The organism is Streptomyces sp. NPDC028308, from assembly GCF_055565855.1.
This window is the reverse complement of record NZ_JBVHTO010000009.1, coordinates 71,223-91,648: the sequence shown is the minus strand read 5'-3', so window position 1 is coordinate 91,648 and position 20,426 is coordinate 71,223. Positions and strand designations below refer to the sequence as shown.

Here is a 20,426-nt window from a genome sequence, read left to right as displayed (position 1 = left end):
CTTCGCGCGCTCCCGACACACCCGCCCCACCCGCCCCGGGGGCCACAGACGCCCCTCAGCGGCCGCTCAGCGCCCTCCGAGAGCCGGAAAGGGGACGAGACCGCCCTACCGGGCGGACACCGCCCCCTGGGGCCGGCGGGCGGTCCGTGCCGTCGGGGGGCTGACTCCGCCCGTTCCGCATCCCGCCCGACCGGGAGCCGGACGCCGAGCCGATCGCCGGCCGCGCACGCACGGGTAAGGACCGAATGCCGGGTCTGCGGGGTTACTTCGCCGAAGCAGGACTCTGCGCGGACCAGAAACCCGACCAGACGTCGGGGGCAGGAATTTCCTTCCCCGCATAGTCGGGGCCGACCGTCTCGGCCTTGGGCGGGGAGACCTCGGACGTCTTCACGCACGGCGTCGCAACCTCGAAGGAGGCTTGCCCGTCGGCGCCGACAAGCACCCGCACGTCGAACCCGTCCGGCGTCCTGTAGTACACGGCCGGAGTCTTCGAGTTGTTCACGGCGAGCCGCTTGTAGCCCTCGCTCTTCCAGTGCCGCTCGATCACTCCGAGGAAGCTCCCTCTGCGCTCCTCGGAAATGATCGTCATGACGGTACGGCGCCGTTGAACGTCGCACTCGCCCTCGGTCGACTCTCCGTGCGTCCAGTGCACCGGCGGCTTGATGACCTGGAACGTTCCGTCGAGGACGGCGTCGGCACGGTCTGCCGCCTCTTGCATGTCCATCATCGACTTCTCCCGCCCGGTGGAGCCGTCCGACGAGCCACATCCGGCCAGGAGCAGAGCCCCGGCCGCGAGCACGACGACTCCTGGAGTCCACCTCATCGAGACGCCCCCAAAATGATCGCGTCGAACCTGCCGACCACGGACTTGGCGGGAGCGACAGCCGTCACTCCGTGGACGGGGACCCGCCGCATCGGCGAAGCGGGTCCCGACCACCTCGCATGGTCACGCCTTCGGTGCGACCTTCGACAGGCCGTTGATGATGCGGTCCATCGCGTCGCCGCCCGTCGGGTCGGTGAGGTTCGCGAGCATCTTCAGCGTGAACTTCATCAGCATCGGGTGGCTCAGCCCTCGCTGCGTCGCGATCTTCATGACCTTCGGGTTGCCGATGAGCTTCACGAAGGCGCGGCCGAGCGTGTAGTAGCCGCCGTAGGTGTCCTTCAGGACGCGCGGGTAGCGCTGGAGCGCCAGTTCGCGCTGGCCCGGCGTCGAGCGGGCGTGCGCCTGGACGATGACGTCCGCGGCGATCTGGCCGGACTCCATGGCGTACGCGATGCCCTCGCCGTTGAACGGGTTCACCAGGCCGCCCGCGTCGCCGACGAGCAGCAGGCCCTTGGTGTAGTGGGGCTGGCGGTTGAAGGCCATGGGGAGCGCGGCGCCGCGGATCGGGCCGGTCATGTTCTCCGGGGTGTAGCCCCAGTCCTCCGGCATCGAGGCGCACCACGCCTTGAGGACCTCGCGCCAGTCCAGCTCCTTGAAGGAGTCGGAGGTGTTCAGCACACCCAGGCCGACGTTCGACGTGCCGTCGCCCATCCCGAAGATCCAGCCGTAGCCGGGCAGCAGCCGGTCCTCGGCGCCCCGGCGGTCCCACAGTTCCAGCCAGGACTCCAGGTAGTCGTCCTCGTGCCGGGGGCTGGTGAAGTACGTGCGCACCGCGACGCCCATCGGACGGTCCTCGCGGCGGTGCAGGCCCATCGCCAGCGACAGCCGGGTCGAGTTGCCGTCGGCCGCCACGACGAGCGGCGCGTGGAAGGTGACCTCGCGCTTCTCCTCGCCGAGCTTGGCGTTGACGCCCGTGATGCGGCCGGTGCGGTCGTCCAGGATCGGGGCGCCGACGTTGCAGCGCTCGTACAGCCGGGCGCCCGCCTTCTGCGCCTGCCGGGCCAGCTGCTCGTCGAAGTCGTCGCGCTTGCGGACGAGTCCGTAGTCGGGGAAGGAGGCGAGATCCGGCCAGTCCAGCTGGAGCCGGACGCCGCCACCGATGATGCGCAGGCCCTTGTTCCGCAGCCAGCCGGCCTCTTCCGAGATGTCGATGCCCATCGCGACGAGCTGCTTGGTGGCGCGCGGGGTGAGGCCGTCGCCGCACACCTTCTCCCGCGGGAAGGCGGTCTTCTCGAGCAGCAGGACGTCGAGTCCGGCCTTCGCCAGGTGGTACGCGGTCGCGGAACCGGCTGGCCCGGCACCGACGACGATCACATCGGCGGTGTTTTCGGAGAGGGGCTCGGTCACGGCGGGTTCTCCCCAAGGTTCGGAATGTGCGTGCTGACGGGCACTGGACATGGGCAGTCTATGCAGCGGTACTGATCACCCGGCTGAAGGGCTGCCCCGTGAACCGAGCTCTCCCCGTAGTACAGCTTCGTGTGCCCACCGACGAGGACGCCTTCGCCTGGCACCGGCTCTTCGCCGACCCGGAGGTGATGGAGTTCCACGGGGGCGCGCCGGCCGAACTGTCCGTGTACGAGGAGCTGACCGCGCGGCAGCGCCGGCACGACGCCGAGCGCGGCTTCTGCCTGTGGACGATGACCGGCGCCGACGGCGAGGTGCTCGGCTTCACCGGCGCCCAGCCCTGGCCGCACGAGTGGGGCCCGCGGGGCGAGGTCGAGATCGGCTGGCGGCTCGGGCGCCGGTTCTGGGGCCGGGGATACGTCACCGCCGCCGCCCGCACGACGCTGGAGCGGGTGCGCTCGGCGGGCGTACCGAGTGTCGTGGCCATGGTCCACGCCCGCAACGAGCGGTCCATCTCGGTGACCAGACGCCTCGGCATGGAGCTGGCCGAGCGGTTCACGACCCCGGCCTCGCAACAGGAGGGCCACTGCTACCGGCTGGCCCTCTGACGGCTCCGGCGGTGCCCGTCCCGGCCGGGCGCCGCCGCCTCCGACGCCTTTCCCCGGCGCCGGGGCCGGGCTTACCCTTCCGGTACCGCTGGGGGGTGACGTCCGTGCGCTTGACACCCAGGACACCCGAGGTGCGCGTACCGCGGCTGGTCGGCCTGATGGCCGTGGACGCGCGCGAGACCGCCGAGACGCAGGGCATCGTGCTCGTCGCGCCCGACCGGCCGGACTTCCACCTCGCCGTCGTCGACTACGTCGTACGCCAGTACCCTCCGCCGGGTTCCGAGATCCCGCGCGGCGCCGCGGTCACCGTGTGGTGCGAGTTCACCGACGGCGAGGGCGGCGGGGGCTCGGGCGTGCGCGAGCCGCGCACGCCCGGTCCGCCACCCGGCGGCCTGCGCCGCGAACTGGACGAACCGGGCGACCCGTTCGAGCTGCTCAGGTGAGTCGCCAGGACTCCAGGGCGACCCGGAAGGTCTCCGAGAGGTCGCTGTCCCACAGCTCGCCGGGGCCGACGATCATGATCGCGTACTCGGTGCCGTTGTCGGCGACGTAGCCCTGGTCCTTCGCGTGGACGGTCCGGCCGGACTCGTCCGTGTACGTGTACTCCCAGATCGCTCCCGCGCGCCCCTGGAAGGTGTTCCGCTCCAGCTTGACGCGCCGGTAGTCGGTGTCCTTGCGCTTGGCGGTCTTCTCCAGGGTCACGAAGTTGTCGTACGAGGTGTAGCCCGCGTTCGCGATCACCCCGACCTGGAGGTGGGAGGACCCGGTCGATCCCGCGTACGTCACCTGCGTGCCGTTCTTGACGCCCTCGCGGCCCCACACCTCGGGGACGCCGAAGGAGAAGCCCATCGGGTCGGTCAGCCGGTGGTAGCCGTCGGGGAGTCCGGAGGCCGCCGCGGGCCCCTCCGTGGTCTCGTCCGGCGGGGACGGCTTGGGCGAGTCGCCGGTCTCCGCGGATGGGGCGGGGGCGCTCTCGTTCGCGGGCGTGGGCGTCACCTTCGTGCTCCCCTTGTCCGAGGTGCCTTCCGACTCCATGTCCTGCCACACGAGCACGCCGGCCGCGGCGCCTCCCCCGACGACGAACGCCACGACGAGGGTGACCACCCAGACGAGTGCCCTGCTCCGCGGCTTCGGGGTGACGGGTGCCGTGGAGAGGGTGGACGGGTCGTAGGCGGCGGGGCCCGCCGGCGCGACGGGGAGCGCGGGGAGCGCCGGGGCCGCGGGGAGCGCCGGGATGGCGGGGACGAAGGGGACCGGCGGGGCGGGCGGGCCCTGGTCGTGCGGAGCCTGGTCCGCCTGGGTCCGGTCGTGCGGGGCCGGGTCGGGCGGGGTCTGGTGGCCGAGCCGTACGGTGTGCGGGTCGCCGGGAGCGGAGGCGGGAGCGGAGGCGGGAGCCTCGAATCCGGCGGGGCCTGTGGGGCCGGTGGGGCCGACGAGCGGCGGGGGTGGCGGCGGCACGGCCGGGGCCGTCCGCGTCCCGGTCATCCGCAGGAGGTACGGCGCCAGGAGGGCCGCCCCGAAGATCCAGAGCAGCCCGAAGAGCAGCGCGTCCGGGACGCTCACCCCGATGCCGAAGCCGCCCGCGAGCGCGTCGCCGGAGCCGAAGCCCGAGCCCTGGTCCGAGCTGTCGGACAGACCGCCCGCGGCCTCCACGCCCAGGCCCCCGGTCCCGGCCAGCAGCAGGAACAGCCCGAGGAGGACACCGGCCGACAGCAGTTGCTCGCGCCGGTCGCCGGAGCGCCGCGCGGCCAGGACCCCCAGGGTCAGCGCGCAGACCAGGCCGAGGGCCAGCGCGCCCACTACGGCCCAGGAGTTGACGGCGTCACCGAGGTCCGAGAGACCGAAGGCGCGGTGCTCGTGCCCGCCGCCGTACGGTGTGCTGCCGCGGGCCTCCACCTCGACGGGCGCGCCCCAGGACAGGCCGAGGACCAGCACCGCGAGGTTGGGCAGCAGGAGCAGCGCGATCAGGAACGGGGAGACGCCGGAGCCGTCGAGCTCGGACCCCTCACCGAGGTCGTCGGCCTGCGCCAGCCGGACGAGGACGACGAGGGAGCACAGGACCAGGACGACGGCGAGCGCCCGCAGGGCCGTGCCGGTCGCGCGGACGAACGCCCGCGCCCCCGGCCGGACGGCGAGCCACTGGGCGAGGCCGTCGCGGTGCAGCATCCCGGCGCCGACGGCGAGGCCGAGCAGCAGGGCGCCGAGCGTGGCGAGCCACGGCGACGTCGAGATCTCGACCTCGTCGGCCACGGTCGGCTGCGCGAACAGCCCGAGCACGAGCACGGCGCCGGTCACCAGGAGCGCCACCCGCAGGGCCGCCTCCAGTCCGGCGGTGACGCCGCGCTCCGTGCGCACGGCGAGTCGCGTGCGCAGCATCCGCACGCCGACCGCGTACGCGGCGAGCCACAGCGCGGTGACGGTCAGCGGGATCAGCGACAGCTCCGCCCCGCCGCCGAGTTCGGAGCCGAGGCCGCTGCCGCCGTCGGTGCCGAAGACCGAGTCGGTGGCCTCCTTCACCTCGAATCCGCCGCCGAGCGCCTGGAGCAGCACGGCCAGGGCGATCCGCATCCGGTCGCCGAACCCGACGACGACGTCGTCGCCCTGCCCGTAGGAGGGGATCGCCAGGGCCACGGCCGCGACGAGCAGCAGTCCGACCGGCCACAGCGCGGCCTGCGCGGCCCCCGCCCAGTCGCCCCGCAGCGCGCGGCCGAGGAAGGCGCCGACGGGCGACGGCCCGGCGGGCGCGGGCGGGTGCGGGGGTGGCGGCGGTCCGGGCGGCACGGCTCCCGGGAGGGGCGGAGCACCGGGCGCGGCGAACGCCCCGGGAGCGGGCGCGGCGGCCGGCGGCCCGGGCGGCGGATCCGCGGCGGGTACCGCCGGCCGCTCACGGCCGCACTTCATGCAGAAGCGCGCCTCCTCGGGAGCGGGTGCACCGCAGTGCGGGCAGTACGACGCCATGGGAACGCTCCGTCATTCAGAGAACTCGTGCCGTGACCGGACGAAGTCAGGCGTTATGAACGGACACGAGTTTCCCATTGACCGGTTCCCGACAACGCCCCCCTCGTACGGGTGAATTGACGCCGCGTCGGACCGTCGGCCGCGCTCAGCCCTGCTTGTAACCCCGGTGCAGCGCCACGACCCCGCCCGTCAGGTTCCGCCAGGCCACCTTCGACCAGCCCGCCTTCTGCAGGCGCTGGGCCAGGGCCGGCTGGTCGGGCCAGGCGCGGATGGACTCGGCCAGGTAGACGTACGCGTCCGGGTTCGAGGACACCGAGCGGGCGACCGGCGGCAGCGCGCGCATCAGGTACTCGGTGTAGACGGTCCGGAAGGGCGCCCAGGTCGGGTGCGAGAACTCGCAGATCACGACCCGCCCGCCGGGCTTGGTCACCCGGTACAGCTCGCTCAGGGCGGCGTCCGTGTCCTGCACGTTGCGCAGCCCGAAGGAGATCGTCACCGCGTCGAAGGTGTCGTCCCGGAAGGGCAGCTTCGTCGCGTCGCCCGCCGTCAGCGGCAGCCAGGGGTTGCGCCGCTTGCCGACCTGGAGCATGCCGAGCGAGAAGTCGCAGGGCACCACGTAGGCGCCGGTGCGGGCGAAGGGGAGGGAGGAGGTGGCGGTGCCGGCCGCCAGGTCCAGGACCTTCTGGGCGGGCCGGGCGTCGACCGCCTTCGCGACCTCTTTCCGCCAGAGCCGGGCCTGACCGAGTGACAGCACGTCGTTCGTCAGGTCGTACCGTTCCGCCACGTCGTCGAACATCGAGGCGACTTCGTGCGGCTGCTTGTCCAGGGATGCGCGGGTCACGGGCCCATTGTGGCAGTACGGGCCGGGCGCGTCCCAGGCGCCCGGCCCGTACGCCGGTCGATCGGCCACCGCTCAGGGCGGCAGCCGCGGTCTCCTGCGCGCCGCGACGTCCTCGACCCACCCGGCGAGCGGAAGGGCGATCCCGGTCAGCACCCAGCCGACGGCGAACAGGAACCACTGGCTCCAGCGGCAGGTACGCCTCGAAGGCCGGCACCTGCCAGAACCGGTCGACCAGCGGGACCGCGAGCACCAGCGCGATCTCGTGCCAGAGGCAGATCGTCACCGCCCGCGCGTTGAAGACCGTGACGATCCGGTCGAGCCGCTCGCGGCGGGCGAGCCACGCGAGGTCCACACCGCGGTACGCCGTGCAGTACAGGAGCAGCGTCACGAACCCGGCGGACCAGAACGCCTGCGCGAGCGGGATGTCGTCCAGGTCGTACGTGCCGAACCCGCCCGGTGCGCGAGCGCGAACCAGCCCCCGTAGGCCGGGGCGGCGGCCGCCGGCACGATCACCGCGGCGGGCCTGAGCCCCGCCGGAGGACGCCCTTTCGCCAAGGCGTTCGCGGGCTGAGCGGGCGCCGGGTGCCGGGTGCCGTGATCAGCGGCTCCGGTACACCAGCCGCCCGCCGATCACGGTCGCCACGCAGGTCCCCGCACCACGCCGGACCAGTTCGGCGCGGTCCGCGACGTCGAACACGGCGAATCGCGCGGGACCGCCGGGCACCAGCGCCGGCAGCACGATCAGCGGGCTCGGGGACAGTGCCGGCGGACCCGGGAGCCGGTCCGGCCGCCGTCCCACCGCGAGGCCCACCCTGCGCACCGCGTCGGCCACGGCCCGCGACCGCAGCTCCCCGGCCACCGCCACCATGCCGTGCGCCAGCAGGCGTTGGATCCCGCGCCGCGCGCTCGCGCCGACGCGTGCGGGATCGGCGCGGAAGATCCGCCGGGCCCGCTCCCCGCCGATGGGCTCGGTGCCGAAGCCGTCGGCCTCGCGCGGGTCCGGGTGGTACATGGCTTCCAGGAGCTCCGGGCCGTACGGGTTGAGCAGTCCCGGCGTCAGGATGCCGGGCCACCGCCGCACCTTCGCGTCCGGGTGGGCGGCGGCCAGCTCCTCGTACGGGCCGACGGCGGCGACGACTGCCCCGTCGACCAGGACCGCCGCCTCGGGCGAATGCTCGGCTACGTGAAGTGTCAGCACCAGGGGCCTAGTTGGAGGCCAGCAGCTTCAGCTCGGGGTGAGCCGTGCCGCCCTCGATCGCGGTGGACGAGATGTGCGAGACCACGCGCTCGTCGACCGGGTCGTCCGCCGGGTCGTCGTGCACGACGATGTGCTCGTACGTCGTGGTCCGCTGCGCCGGGACCCGGCCCGCCTTGCGGATCAGGTCGATGATCTCCATGCGGTTGGAGCGGTGCTTGGCGCCGGCCGAGGAGACCACGTTCTCCTCCAGCATGATCGAGCCGAGGTCGTCCGCGCCGTAGTGCAGCGACAGCTGGCCGACCTCCTTGCCGGTGGTCAGCCACGAGCCCTGGATGTGGGCGACGTTGTCGAGGAACAGCCGGGCGATGGCGATCATGCGCAGGTACTCGAAGAGCGTGGCCTGCGTCCGGCCCTTGAGGTGGTTGTTCTCGGGCTGGTAGGTGTACGGGATGAAGGCGCGGAAGCCGCCGGTGCGGTCCTGCACGTCCCGGATCATCCGCAGGTGCTCGATGCGCTCGGCGTTCGTCTCGCCGGTGCCCATCAGCATGGTGGACGTCGACTCCACTCCCAGCCCGTGCGCGATCTCCATGATCTCCAGCCAGCGCTCGCCGCTCTCCTTCAGCGGGGCGATCGCCTTGCGGGGCCGCGCGGGCAGCAGCTCGGCGCCGGCACCGGCGAAGGAGTCGAGCCCGGCGGCGTGGATGCGCTGGATCGCCTCCTCCACGGAGACACCGGAGATGCGGGCCATGTGCTCGACCTCGCTGGCCCCCAGGCTGTGGATGACGAGCTGCGGGTACGCCTGCTTGATCGCGGCGAAGTGCTTCTCGTAGTACTCGACGCCGTAGTCCGGGTGGTGGCCGCCCTGGAACATGATCTGCGTGCCGCCGAGTTCGACCGTCTCCGCGCAGCGGCGCAGGATGTCGTCGAGGTCGCGCGTCCAGCCCTTGGCGGTGTCCTTGGGGGCCGCGTAGAACGCGCAGAACTTGCACGCCGTGACGCACACGTTCGTGTAGTTGATGTTGCGCTCGATGATGTACGTCGCGATGTGCTCGGTGCCGGCGTACCGGCGGCGGCGTACGGCGTCGGCGGCGGCGCCCAGCGCGTGCAGCGGGGCGTCGCGGTAGAGGTCGAGCGCCTCTTCGGGGGTGATCCGCCCACCCTCGGCGGCACGGTCGAGGACGGACTGGAGGTCGGCCTTCTCGGTCACCGGGTGTGTCCCTTTCGTAAGGGTGTGGACGGACCGAACCAGCCTACGCCAGCGCTTCGGGCGCCCCGACGTCAGGCCGCGTACGCCCCGACCAGCAGGCCCGCGAAGGCTCCCGCGAGCAGGAACGGGCCGAAGGGGATCGACGTCCGGCGTCCGGCGCGCCGCGCCACGACGAGCGCCAGCCCGTAGAGACCCCCGAACAGGAACCCGGCGAAGGTCCCGAGGAACAGCACGCTCCACCCGTACCAGCCGAGGACGGCGCCGAGTCCGAGGGCCAGCTTCACGTCCCCGAAGCCCATCCCCCGGGGGCTGATGAGGAACAGGACGAAGTAGGCGCCGCCGAGGGCGAGCGAACCGAGGAGCGCGGTCGGCCAGTCCCCCGCGTGCTCCGGCGCCAGCGCGGCCACCCCGAGCAGGGCGAGCGCGGCGGCCGCGAGCGGCAGGGTGAGCGCGTCGGGCAGCCGCTGCACCCGGAAGTCGACGAGGGCGAGCAGCACCGCGAGCGGCGCGAGCAGCAGCCAGGCGAACAGTTCGGGCCGCGTCCCGGTGGCGAGCGCCAGGGCGGCGCAGACGAGGGCGGTGGCCAGGCAGACGGCGGCGGTCGCGGGCCCGTACCGGTCGCCGTCCGGGCAGCGCGCCGGGCCGAGCCAGCCGCCCGCGACACCGGTGATCGCGTGGCCGTCGGGGCAGCGGTCCCGCCACGGCTCGTCCGGCGCGACGGCGAAGCGGTACGCCGCCCGCGGCACCAGCAGCCCGACGGCCGCGCCCCATCCGGCGGCGAGCGCGGTGAGCCACACGACGAGATCCACGCGCCCACCCTACGAGGGCGGGCCGCGCGGATGAACCCCGACAGCGGCCCCGGGCCCGCTACTTGACCCGGGACATCTTCGCGGTCGGGTTGCCGGCCGCCTGGTTGTCCGTCTCGTAGGCGAGATCGCCGCCGGTCGGGGTGAGCCGCACCTCGTGCCGGCCCGTCGTGCACTGCGAGCCGTTGGACTTCTCGGCCACGCTGGTGGCGACGAGCTGCTTGGCGGTGACCTTCTTCAGCACGAGGACGTCGTCGCAGACCCCGCCGAGCTGGTCGGTCTGCCGGAACGTGCCGAACTCCTTTCCGGGCGCGGCCTGGCGCACGGTGACGCGGATCGTGCCGGCGGGAAGGGCGCCGTCGAGCGCGAGGGCGTCCCCCTCCCAGGTGCCGAGGTAGGACGCCGGGATGCCGGACGCGTCACTGCCGGGCTCGGGGGTGCTCGCCGAGACCGACGGGCGCCCGCCCGCCGTGTCGTTGCCGCCCGAGTCCTCGCCCTGGATGAGGCGGAAGAGGGACACCGACCCCACCGTCACCGCGGCCAGCGCACCGACGACCGCGAGTGCGACCGTGCAACTCAGCCTCCTGCCGCGCCCGTTCGCCCCGGGCGCGGAGGTCGCGGCCACGCTCACGGAGAGCCTGCCGGGCCGTCCGCCCTCGTCCGGTCCGGCGTCCTCGCGGGGCGGTACGGAGTCCGCGGGCCCCACAGCGCCCTCGGTCCCCGGGGAGGAACGCGGCGGACCGTCGGGGACGCGCGGCACCGGCAGGGACGCGGACGGCATCGCGGGCGGCGGCCCGAACACCCCCGTCGGCGGCCCGGACCGCCCGCCGGAGCCTCCCGCCGCGAGGGCCCCCTCGGCCGGCACGGCCTCCCGGGCGGACCCGGCGCCCGCGGACAGCGGCCCCGGCGTCCCGGCCACCGAGGGACTGGTGAACCCGACCGGCCCCGAGGGCGCCGCCTCGCCCGCCTCCAGGTTCAGCAGTTGTACGGCGCTGCGGCTGACCTGCTCCACCAGCGGCCCCGGCAGCCAGCCCGCCGCGACCAGCCGGGCCGCGCCCTGCGGGGCCAGCCGCCGGGCGACCTCCTCCGGGGCGGGCCGGGCGCCGGGGTCCTTCGCCAGGCAGCGGGACACCAGCTCCCGCAGCTCGCCCGCCAGTTCGCCGAGTTCGGGCTCCTCGTGCACCACCTTGTAGAGGAGCGAGGCGGAGGAGTCGCCGGGGAAGGGGGACCGGCCCGTCGCCGCGTACGCCAGCACCGCGCCCAGGGAGAAGACGTCCGCGGCGGCGGCGACGCCCCTGCCGAGGATCTGCTCGGGCGCCATGTAGCCGGGCGAGCCGATCGACACGCCCGTCGAGGTCAGGGAGGCCGTGCCGTCCGTGGCCCGGGCGATGCCGAAGTCGATCAGCAGCGGGCCGTCCAGGGTCAGCAGGACGTTGGACGGCTTGACGTCGCGGTGGACCAGCCCGAGCGCGTGCACCGCCGCGAGCGCCTCGCCGAGGCCCGCGCCGAGCACCCGTACGGAGTGCTCGGGCAGCGCTCCGCCGTCCGCGACCGCGCCCGCCAGCGAGGGGCCCGCCGCGTATCCGGTGGCGACCCAGGGCACCGGGGCCTGCGGGTCGGCGTCCAGCACGGGGGCCGTCCAGGCGCCGCCGACCCGGCGCGCGGCGTCCACCTCGCGCCGGAAGCGGGCCCGGAACTCCTCGTCCAGCGCGAAGTGCGGGTGCACCATCTTGACCGCGACCGTGCGCCCGCCCGCGCTGCGTCCCAGATAGACCCGGCCCATACCGCCGGAGCCGAGCCGGCCGAGCAGCCGGTAGGGCCCCACGACGGTGGGTTCGCCGGATTCCAGCGGCTGCATCGCGCCCACCTCTCCCCCGTACGCGTGCGTTCCCCCAGCAGGGTAGTGCCGCCGGGGCCGGGAGCCTCAGGGCTTCAGCAGCCGCACCTCGACGTCGGCCGGGAACCCGGTCGTGGGCCCGACGCGGCGGGCGAACTCCGTGACGGCCTCCAGCTGCGGGCCGCCGAAGCGGAAGTCGAGCGTCGTGAAGTACCGCTCCAGGACCCGCTCGTCGAAGGCCTCCCAGCGGGCCGCCTGCTCGGCGACCTTGGCGACCTCGTCGAGCGAGAGGTCCCGGGAGGCGAGGAAGGCCTCGTGGACCTTGCGGGTGACGACGGGCTCGCGCTCCAGGTAGTCGCGCCGGGCCGCCCACACCGCGAAGACGAACGGCAGGCCCGTCCACTCCTTCCACAGCGCGCCCAGGTCGTGCACCTCCAGGCCGAACTTCGGGCCGTCCAGGAGGTTGGCCCGCAGCGCCGCGTCGCCGATGAGGACGGCGGCGTCGGCCTCCTGCATCATCAGGCTGAGATCCGGCGGGCACGTGTAGTACGAGGGCTGGACCCCGACCTTCTCCGCCAGCAGCAGCTGGGCCAGGCGCACGGAGGTGCGCGAGGTCGAGCCGAGGGCGACCCGGGCGCCGTCCAGCCGGTCCAGCGGGACCTGCGAGACGATCACGCACGACATCACCGGGCCGTCGCAGCCGACCGCGATGTCGGGGAAGGCGACCAGGTCGTCGGCGTGCTTGAGGAACTCGACGAGCGTGATCGGCCCGATGTCGAGATCTCCCTGCACCAGCTTCTCGCTGAGCTTCTCCGGGGTGTCCTTCGTGAGCTCGAAGTCGAGGAGCGTGCCCGTTCTCGCGAGCCCCCAGTACAGGGGCAGGCAGTTCAGGAACTGGATGTGGCCGACGCGCGGCCGGGTGCGAGAATTGTCCACAACGCGAGGCTAGCCCCCATGCGGTACGGTGCAGGTTCCGGGTCCCCGAGTGGTTCGAGAAACCCTCCCGACCTCTTGTGTCAACCCTCGTGACAGCGAGTCGGCACCGCTACGTCAACCCCGGCCAGAGGCTGGTCGGACATCCGGGTGACGTGATCTTTCCCTCTGTTGCTTTCGGCTGCCCGCATGCTAGGCTCGCCGCAAGTTGCAGTTTGGTTTCCCTTGCAGTACAGAGCCTGCGGAGCATGTGACCGCGGGCTCTCGTCGTTTTCAGACGAATGCAGTTGTCAACACGCAGTTGTTTACACCTTGCAGGTTCTGGAGCAGGGCAACCCTTTGGGCCCAAGGAGGGCTTATGGCTACCGGAACCGTGAAGTGGTTCAACGCCGAAAAGGGCTTTGGCTTCATTGCCCAAGAAGGCGGCGGCCCGGACGTCTTCGTCCACTACTCCGCCATCAACGCGAGCGGTTTCCGCTCTCTCGAAGAGAACCAGTCGGTTTCCTTCGACGTCACCCAGGGCCCGAAGGGTCCTCAGGCGGAGAACGTCACCCCGCTCTAAGCCTTCGGCTCCAAGAGCCCAGTGCTTTGATCCGGAACGATCAGTAGTACCCAAGGAGCCCCGCACCAGCCCGGTGCGGGGCTCCTGCCTTTCCCCTCACCGCTCGTACATCGCCTCCACCTGGCGGGAGAAGTCCCGCAGGATCACCTCGCGGCGCAGCTTCATCGACGGGGTCAGCTGGCCGGCCTCCTCGGTGAAGGCGCCGGGCAGGATGGCGTAGCGGCGGATGGACTCCGGGCGGGAGACGAGCTTGTTGGCCTCGTCGACGGCGCGCTGGAGGACGGCGTGCAGGTCCGGGTCGTCCAGCAGGAGCTGCGGCGGCACGCCGTGCTTGCCGTTCATCTGGCGCCAGTGGGTGATGCCCTCGGGGTCCAGGGTGATGAGGGCCGTGATGTAGGGGCGGCGGTCGCCGAGGACCATGCACTGGGCGATCAGGGGGTGGGCGCGGAGCCAGTCCTCCAGCGGGGCCGGGGCCACGTTCTTCCCGCCGGCGGTGATCAGGATCTCCTTCTTGCGGCCGGTGATGGTCAGATAGCCGTCGTCGTCCAGCTCGCCGAGGTCGCCCGTGGCGAACCAGCCGTCCGGAGCCGCGTCGACGACGCCGCCCGCGTGCGGGTCCCAGTAGCCGCGGAAGACCTGTCCGCCGCTCAGCAGCACCTCGCCGTCGGCGGCGACGCGCACCCGGGTGCCCGGCAGGGGCAGGCCGACGGTGCCCAGCCGGGGCTTGGCCGGCGGGGTGACGGTGGCGGCGGCGGTGGTCTCGGTGAGGCCGTAGCCCTCGTAGATCTCGATGCCGGCGCCGGCGTAGAAGGCGGCCATGCGGCGGCCGAGCGGGGAGCCGCCACAGATCGCGTAGCGCACCCGGCCGCCGAGGGCGTTGCGGATCCGGCGGTAGACCAGCGGGTCGTAGAGGGCGCGGGCCGCCCGCAGGCTGCGGCCGGGGCCCGGGCCGGTGCCGTGCTGACGGGCCTCCAGGGCCTCGCCGTAGCGGCGCGCGATGCCGGCCGCGCGGTCGAAGGAGGAGGCGCGGCCCAGCTTCTCGGCCGTCGCGCGGCCGGTGTTGAAGACCTTCTCCAGGACGTAGGGGATGGCCAGCAGGAAGGTGGGCCGGAAGCCGGCCAGGTCGGCGAGGAGATCGTCGGTGCGCAGGCTCGGGGCGTGGCCCAGTTTGACCCGGGCGCGCAGACAGGCGATGGCGACCATCCTGCCGAAGACGTGCGACAGCGGCAGGAAGAGCAGCGTGGAGGCGGCTTCCGAGGTCCGCGCCTTGAAGATCGGGTAGAGCAGTTCGATCGCGTTGTCGATCTCGGCGAAGAAGTTGCCGTGGGTGAGGGCGCAGCCCTTGGGGCGGCCGGTGGTGCCCGAGGTGTAGATGAGGGTGGCGAGGGTGTCGGGGCCGAGCACGCCCCGGCGTACGGCGACCTCCTGGTCCGGGATCTCGCGGCCCAGCTCGGCGAGCCGCTCCAGGTGGCCCTTCTCGAAGACCCACATGTGCCGCAGGTCCGGGATGCGGTCGCGCTCGGGGCCGAGGGCGGCGGCCTGGGCGACGGACTCCGCGGCGAGGGCGACGGCTCCCGAGTCCTGGAGGATCCAGCGGGTCTGGAAGACGGAGGAGGTCGGGTAGACGGGGACAGTGACCAGGCCGGCCGCCCAGGCGGCGAAGTCCAGGAGCGTCCACTCGTACGTGGTCCGCGACATGATGGCGATGCGGTCGCCCGGCATCAGGCCCTCGGCTATCAGGCCCTTGGCGACCGCGAGCACCTCGGCCGCGAACTCGGCGGCGCTCACGTCGTGCCAGCGGCCGTCCTGGTCCTTGCGGCTGAGGACGGGGTCCCCGGGAGCGGCCGTCGCGTTGTCGAAGGGGATGTCCGCGAGCGAGCCGTGGGTGACCGGTGCGACGAGGGGCGGCAGGGACACCTCGCGCACGACGCCGTCCAGCCGCTTGATCTCCGGTTCCGCCGGCGGGGGCGGGGACGCGTACAGGCTGGACACGGGGCGGCTCCTTGGCTGCGGGGACCCGGAAGGGACGAGGGTCGCGCTCCCTCGTACGGCGCCGGGGGTCGGGAAGTTCAGCCGGGCGGCGTCCGCCGCGCCGGGTGAGACGGGGATCGTACGGCGCCCGCGTGTGGGGCTTGTGGGGCTCCGGGGCGGGCGGCGTGCGAGTTGTTACCGCCGGTAGGCGCGGGCGTCGCGGCGTCGGGCGCCCGCGTCCGTCAGGGGCGCTCCAGGATCGCCGTCACCCCCTGGCCGCCGGCCGCGCAGACGGAGATGAGTCCGCGGCCCGGCGTGCCCCGCTCGGCGAGGAGCGCGGCGAGGGTGGCGACGATGCGGGCGCCGGTCGCGGCGAAGGGGTGACCGGTGGCCAGGGACGAGCCCGCGACGTTGAGGCGGGCGCGGTCGACGGGGGCGAGTCCGCGCTTCTCCCAGGCGGCCAGCGTGGCGAGGACCTGGGAGGCGAACGCCTCGTGGACCTCGACGAAGTCGAAGTCCTCGATGCCGAGTCCGGCCCGCTCCAGCATGCGCGGCACCGCGTACGCCGGTGCCATCAGCAGCCCGTCCTCGCCGCCCGCGACGTCGCCGCCGACGAAGTCGACCGCGGCGGTCTCGTACGCCGTCAGGTACGCGAGCGGCTCCAGGTCCCGGGCCTCCGCCCACTCCTGGCTCGCCAGCAGGACGACGGCCGCGCCGTCCGTGAGCGGCGTCGAGTTGCCCGCCGTCATGGTCGGGCCGGGGGCGCCGGTGCCGAACACCGGCTTGAGCGTGGCGAGTTTCTCCACCGTGGACCCCGGCCGCAGGTTCTGGTCCCGGGTGAGCCCGCGGAAGGGGACCACCAGGCCGTCGAGCAGGCCCCGGTCGTACGCGGCCGCCAGCCGCCGGTGGCTCGTCGCCGCGAGTTCGTCCTGCGCCTCGCGCGGGACGCCCCAGGCGCGGGCGGTGACGGCGGCGTGCTCGCCCATGGACAGGCCGGTGCGCGGCTCGGCGTTGCGGGGGATGTCGGGGACGACGTGCGAGGGCCGGATCCGGGCCAGGGCCTTCAGGCGCGCGCCGGGCGACTTGGCGCGGCGCGCTTCGAGAAGGATGCGGCGCAGCGAGTCGTTGACGCCGAGGGGCGCGTCGCTCGCGGTGTCGGCGCCGCCCGCGACGGCGGACTCGGTCTGGCCGAGGGTGATCTTGTTGGCGGCGGCGACGACCGCCTGGAGGCCGGTGCCGCAGGCCTGCTGGATGTCGTACGCGGGGGTGCGGGCGTCCAGCAGCGAGCCGAGCACGGTCTCGCGGGCGAGGTTGAAGTCGCGGCTGTGCTTGAGGACGGCGCCGGCGACCAACTCCCCGACGGCGCCCGGCTCCTGGAGGCCGAAGCGCTCCACGAGGCCGTCGACGGCGGCGGTCAGCATCTCCTGGACGGAGGCCGTCGCGTACGGGCCGTCGGAGCGGGCGAAGGGGATGCGGGTGCCGCCGACGACCGCGACGGGGCGTGCGGCCGCCGCGCCGAGGGGCGCCCGTGCCGGACCGATGGGGTTCATCTCGACCTGCTCCTGACCCTGCCGTAGCCTTACCAGCGGTAACCTTACTCCGGAGTAAAGTAACGTCCTAGCCGGGAGTTGGACAATGGCCGACCGCTATCTGCGCTTCGCCGGCACCGCGCCGGGCCGCTTCCTGACCCGCGGACTCGGGCTGCCGCAGCCCGCCGCGCTGCACCGCTGGTCGGCCGAAAGGCCCACGCTGGAGGGGCCGTTGCTGCATCTGACGGCGGGGAAACCGGGCTTCGACCTCGCGGACGTGCCGGCGCGCACGGGTCTGGAGGTGCGCACGGAGGCCGCCCGGCCGGCGGCCGTGCTGCTCGACGCCACCGGGGTCGCCGACGTCGACGCACTCGCCGAGGTCCACGCCGAGCTGCACCCCGTGGTCGGTTCGGTCGCCGCGAGCGGGCGGGTCGTGGTCCTCGGGACGCCGCCCGACCCCGCCGACCATCACCGGGCCGCGGCCCAGCAGGCGCTGGAGGGGTTCGTCCGCTCGCTGGGCAAGGAGATCGGACGCGGCCGCACGGTCACGCTGGTGCGCGTCACCGGCACCGCGACCGCCGCCGCCCTCGAATCGACGCTGCGCTTCCTCCTCTCCCCCAAGTCGGCGTACGTCAGCGGGCAGGTGATCGAGGTCGGCGGCGGCGAGGTGACGGCGCCCGAGGACTGGTCGCGGCCGCTCGCCGGGCGGACCGCGCTCGTCACGGGAGCCGCGCGCGGCATCGGTGAGGCGGTCGCCGCGACGCTGGCCCGGGACGGGGCCACGGTGGTGTGCCTGGACGTGCCCTCGGCGGGCGCCGAGCTGACGGCGGTCGCCGAGCGGCTCGGCGGCAGCGCGCTCGCGCTCGACATCACCGCGGCCGACGCGGGCGCCCGGATCGCGGACGCGCTGCCCGGCGGGCTCGACGTCCTCGTCCACAACGCGGGCATCACCCGGGACCGGCGGCTCGTCAACATGCCCGCCGAGCGGTGGAGTCCGGTCCTCGACGTGAACCTCGCGAGCGTGCTGCGCACGACCGACGCGCTGCTGGACGCCGGGGCGCTGCGGCGGGGCGGGCGGATCGTGGCCACCGCGTCCATCGCGGGGCTCGCCGGGAACGCGGGGCAGACGAACTACGCCGCCGCCAAGGCGGGTGTGGCCGGACTCGTCCGGTCACTGGCGCCGCGGGCCCTGGCCGAGCACGGGATCACGGTCAACGCGGTCGCCCCCGGATTCGTCGAGACCCGCATGACCGCCGCGGTGCCGCTGTTCATCCGGGAGGCGGGGCGCCGGATGAACTCCCTCGGGCAGGGCGGCCTGCCGGTCGACGTCGCCGAGACCACGGCCTACTTCGCCCATCCGGCATCCGGGGCCGTGAACGGGCAGGTGCTACGGGTGTGTGGCCAGAGCCTCCTAGGAGCGTAGGGCTGACGCGCCCGGCTCACCGGAGAGGCCGGCCCGCTCCCCTCGCCCACACCGGCACCCGGCGCCGCCGTGGACGCGGCGGCGGTTCGACGCACCCGGCACCCCCGCCGCACCGCCGGACAGGCCAACTCCCCTCATCCGCATCAGCACCCGGCGCCGCCGTGGACGTGCGGGCGGGTCGGCGAACCCGGCACCCCATCGCACCGCCCGAGCGGGCCAACTCCCCTTCTCCTGCATCAGCACCAGCGTTGCACTCCACGTCGAGGTGGGTCGGCGAGCCCGGCGCCTACGGGGCACCGCCTGCGCCCACCCTCCCCCATTCTCGGCTCCGCTCGAGCGGGGGGGACCCCCATCGCCCCAGCGGCACGATTGCCCGCAGCTCATGCGGCAGACTGCCGCCCCACGCCGCACGCCTGGCGGCCTCTGGAGGAGGCCGGTCCGCCGGCGCCAGCCGGGTGGGTGGGCGCCACCCCACGCCGCATGCCCGTCCGCCAGGTTGGCGTCGCCCACCGGCCCGCACCCGAGCCACCGGGCCGGCGCCCCCTCGGCTCAGCCCCCACGGCCCGCAGTCGCCATCGCACCGAAGGGGCCGTGCCGGTACATCAAATGGCCGTCGAGACGGGGACGTACGCAACCGAGGAACGCTGGTGACGGACGCCGACACCAACTACCGACGGCCGGATGTACCGGCACGGCCCCGACCCACCCACCGGACGGCCAGCGCCCCGACGCCCACCACACCGCACCCACGCCAGGAGCCCCCGTGCACAACCGCACCACCGTCCTCGACGCGCCCCCCGCGCTCACTCCCCTTCTCGCCCGTGGTGCCGCCCTCTCCCTGTTGAAGCGGCGGCCCCGCCCCGGGGTCGTTCACACGCCGACGCGCCTCACCCTGCCCGGCGTCCGCATCGACCTGGCCCGGCTCGCGGCCTACGAGCGCGTGTGCGGTTTCGTGACCGGCGCCGACGCCCTCCCGGTGACGTACCCGCACGTCCTGGGCTTCCCGCTCGCCATGCGGCTCATGGCGGCCCGCTCGTTCCCGCTACCGCTCCTCGGCCTGGTGCACACCTCGATAGAGATCACCCGGCACCAGCCCCTCAGCACCACGTCGGAGTACGAACTCACCACGTACGTGGAGGAGTTGACGCCCCATCACCGGGGCACGCAGGCGGTCGTCGTGACCAAGGCCGGCACCGACGGCACCGTCGTGTGGGAGTCCCGCAGCACCTACCTGGCCCGCCACCGCACACCCCGCCAGACCGGTCCCACCCCACCACCGACGGCGCCCAGGGAGCAGAACCCCACGTCGTCCGAGGCCGGGCGCCCGCCCGTCATGGCGACCTGGCGGGTCGGAGCCGACACCGGCCGGCGCTACGCCGCCGTCTCCGGCGACCGCAACCCGATCCACCTGCACCCCCTCACCGCCCGCCCCTTCGGCTTCCCCCGGGCCATCGCCCACGGCATGTGGACGGTCGCCCGCTGTCTGGCGGAGCACCCCAGCGACGGTCCGGTGCACGTGCGCGCCGAGTTCAAGGCCCCGGTCCTGCTCCCGGGCACGGTGACGTACACGTCCGAGGGGACGTCCTTCGCGCTCCGGGGCGAGGGCGACCGCCTGCACCTGACGGGCGAGGCCCGCGACCTCGGCGCCCTCCCGGCGGACGGCTAGTGCTCCGCCGGCGGCGACCAGGGACGCCCCGCCATCAGCTCTCCGAGCCCCGCCCAGGCGAAGTTCATGAGGGTCGCCGACGCCTGCTTGGCCGAGACGCCCGGCGTCGCGTTGGCCCAGGCGGCGAGCGACTCGGCGGCACCGACGAGGGCCTCCGCGAGCCCGGCGACCTCGCGCTCGGCGAGCGAGGGATCCCGGTGCGCCTCACGGGCCGCGATGACGATCAACTGGGTGACGAACGCGACGAGTTCCTCCCGCATCGCGGTGACCTCGGCGGCGAACGGCTCCCCGTGCGTACGGGCCTGCCGGTGCAACACCGCCCACCCGTCGGGGTTGCGCGCGGTGTGCTCGAAGAACGCCCGCAGCCCTTCCCAGAGTTGGCGGTCGGCGGGCAGCCCCGCCCGCACCCCCGCCCGCACCGCCGCGGTCAGCGCCTTCGCCTCACGCCGAATGCATGCCGTGAACAGGTCTTCCTTGGAGTTCAGGTACAGGTACACCAACGGCTTGGACACGCCCGCCAGATCGGCGATCTCGTCCATCGACGCGGCCCGGTACCCCCGTTGCCCGAAGGTCTGTACGGCGGCGTCGAGCATCTGCTGCTCCCGCACCGCACGCGGCATCCGCTTGTTCTTCACAGCACCCATACGGGCAAGCGTACGA

At 73.7% G+C, this 20,426-nt stretch carries 17 protein-coding genes and 1 pseudogene; 5 read left to right on the top strand and 13 right to left on the bottom strand.

The genetic code is table 11. The features are described from left to right. Positions 1-262: 262 nt before the first annotated feature. Positions 263-823: a hypothetical protein gene (locus ACZ4VA_RS21440; protein ID WP_388906563.1), complete on the bottom strand. Its 561-nt coding sequence runs from the start codon at positions 821-823 to the stop codon at positions 263-265. A 123-nt stretch (positions 824-946) separates the two neighbouring features. After that, positions 947-2,281, bottom strand: coding sequence for a geranylgeranyl reductase family protein (locus ACZ4VA_RS21435; protein WP_356167065.1), 1,335 nt, complete (start codon positions 2,279-2,281; stop codon positions 947-949). 47 nt (positions 2,282-2,328) lie between these two features. On the opposite strand from ACZ4VA_RS21435, the gene ACZ4VA_RS21430 reads away from it, so the two are divergent. Beyond that, positions 2,329-2,835, top strand: coding sequence for a GNAT family N-acetyltransferase (locus ACZ4VA_RS21430; RefSeq protein ID WP_355792547.1), 507 nt, complete (start codon positions 2,329-2,331; stop codon positions 2,833-2,835). A gap of 104 nt (positions 2,836-2,939) precedes the next feature. Then, positions 2,940-3,278: a PASTA domain-containing protein gene (locus tag ACZ4VA_RS21425; RefSeq protein ID WP_356242372.1), complete on the top strand. Its 339-nt coding sequence runs from the start codon at positions 2,940-2,942 to the stop codon at positions 3,276-3,278. On the opposite strand, the gene ACZ4VA_RS21420 is transcribed toward ACZ4VA_RS21425, so the two are convergent. The 8 genes and pseudogenes from ACZ4VA_RS21420 to ACZ4VA_RS21385 all read right to left on the bottom strand — a co-directional run bounded on the left by ACZ4VA_RS21420 (position 3,271) and on the right by ACZ4VA_RS21385 (position 12,618). Continuing rightward, positions 3,271-5,793, bottom strand: a complete 2,523-nt coding sequence (locus ACZ4VA_RS21420) for a zinc ribbon domain-containing protein (RefSeq protein ID WP_468082373.1) — start codon at positions 5,791-5,793, stop codon at positions 3,271-3,273. The two genes, ACZ4VA_RS21425 and ACZ4VA_RS21420, sit on opposite strands and share 8 nt — an antisense overlap. 145 nt (positions 5,794-5,938) lie before the next feature. Beyond that, positions 5,939-6,634: a demethylmenaquinone methyltransferase gene (locus tag ACZ4VA_RS21415; protein WP_355785342.1), complete on the bottom strand. Its 696-nt coding sequence runs from the start codon at positions 6,632-6,634 to the stop codon at positions 5,939-5,941. A gap of 72 nt (positions 6,635-6,706) precedes the next feature. Next, positions 6,707-7,162, bottom strand: a pseudogene (locus ACZ4VA_RS21410) (acyltransferase family protein); the annotation flags it as partial. A gap of 70 nt (positions 7,163-7,232) precedes the next feature. After that, complete coding sequence (locus tag ACZ4VA_RS21405; RefSeq protein WP_468082372.1) at positions 7,233-7,832, bottom strand: imidazolonepropionase-like domain-containing protein; 600 nt, start codon at positions 7,830-7,832, stop codon at positions 7,233-7,235. Positions 7,833-7,839: 7 nt separating this feature from the next. Further along, on the bottom strand, positions 7,840-9,039 hold the full coding sequence (gene mqnC / locus ACZ4VA_RS21400) for a cyclic dehypoxanthinyl futalosine synthase (protein WP_356167056.1): 1,200 nt from the start codon (positions 9,037-9,039) through the stop codon (positions 7,840-7,842). A gap of 71 nt (positions 9,040-9,110) precedes the next feature. After that, entirely contained in the window at positions 9,111-9,848 is a 738-nt protein-coding gene (locus ACZ4VA_RS21395; RefSeq protein ID WP_355785333.1) for an A24 family peptidase, read from the bottom strand. A gap of 58 nt (positions 9,849-9,906) precedes the next feature. Beyond that, entirely contained in the window at positions 9,907-11,703 is a 1,797-nt protein-coding gene (locus tag ACZ4VA_RS21390; RefSeq protein WP_468082371.1) for a serine/threonine-protein kinase, read from the bottom strand. Positions 11,704-11,769: 66 nt separating this feature from the next. Continuing rightward, a complete protein-coding gene (locus tag ACZ4VA_RS21385) occupies positions 11,770-12,618 on the bottom strand; it encodes a menaquinone biosynthetic enzyme MqnA/MqnD family protein (protein ID WP_356242379.1) in 849 nt (282 codons plus the stop codon). 355 nt (positions 12,619-12,973) lie between these two features. Between ACZ4VA_RS21385 and ACZ4VA_RS21380 the strand changes: the two genes are divergently transcribed. Beyond that, entirely contained in the window at positions 12,974-13,177 is a 204-nt protein-coding gene (locus ACZ4VA_RS21380) for a cold-shock protein (RefSeq protein WP_010986243.1), read from the top strand. A gap of 96 nt (positions 13,178-13,273) precedes the next feature. On the opposite strand, the gene ACZ4VA_RS21375 is transcribed toward ACZ4VA_RS21380, so the two are convergent. After that, entirely contained in the window at positions 13,274-15,169 is a 1,896-nt protein-coding gene (locus ACZ4VA_RS21375; RefSeq protein ID WP_356167044.1) for an AMP-dependent synthetase/ligase, read from the bottom strand. A gap of 221 nt (positions 15,170-15,390) precedes the next feature. Further along, positions 15,391-16,698 carry an acetyl-CoA C-acetyltransferase gene (locus ACZ4VA_RS21370; RefSeq protein ID WP_468082370.1) on the bottom strand — a complete coding sequence of 436 codons (1,308 nt, stop codon included), beginning with the start codon at positions 16,696-16,698 and terminating at the stop codon, positions 15,391-15,393. Positions 16,699-16,783: 85 nt separating this feature from the next. Here ACZ4VA_RS21370 and ACZ4VA_RS21365 point away from each other — a divergent pair, with 85 nt between their 5' ends. Further along, on the top strand, positions 16,784-18,100 hold the full coding sequence (locus ACZ4VA_RS21365) for a 3-oxoacyl-ACP reductase (protein ID WP_389391130.1): 1,317 nt from the start codon (positions 16,784-16,786) through the stop codon (positions 18,098-18,100). A gap of 763 nt (positions 18,101-18,863) precedes the next feature. Further along, positions 18,864-19,766: a MaoC family dehydratase gene (locus ACZ4VA_RS21360; RefSeq protein ID WP_356242386.1), complete on the top strand. Its 903-nt coding sequence runs from the start codon at positions 18,864-18,866 to the stop codon at positions 19,764-19,766. Here ACZ4VA_RS21360 and ACZ4VA_RS21355 read toward each other — a convergent pair. Continuing rightward, positions 19,763-20,410 (bottom strand): TetR/AcrR family transcriptional regulator, encoded by a 648-nt coding sequence (locus ACZ4VA_RS21355; protein WP_355783967.1) that lies wholly within the window; start codon positions 20,408-20,410, stop codon positions 19,763-19,765. The two genes, ACZ4VA_RS21360 and ACZ4VA_RS21355, sit on opposite strands and share 4 nt — an antisense overlap. Positions 20,411-20,426: the final 16 nt, after the last annotated feature.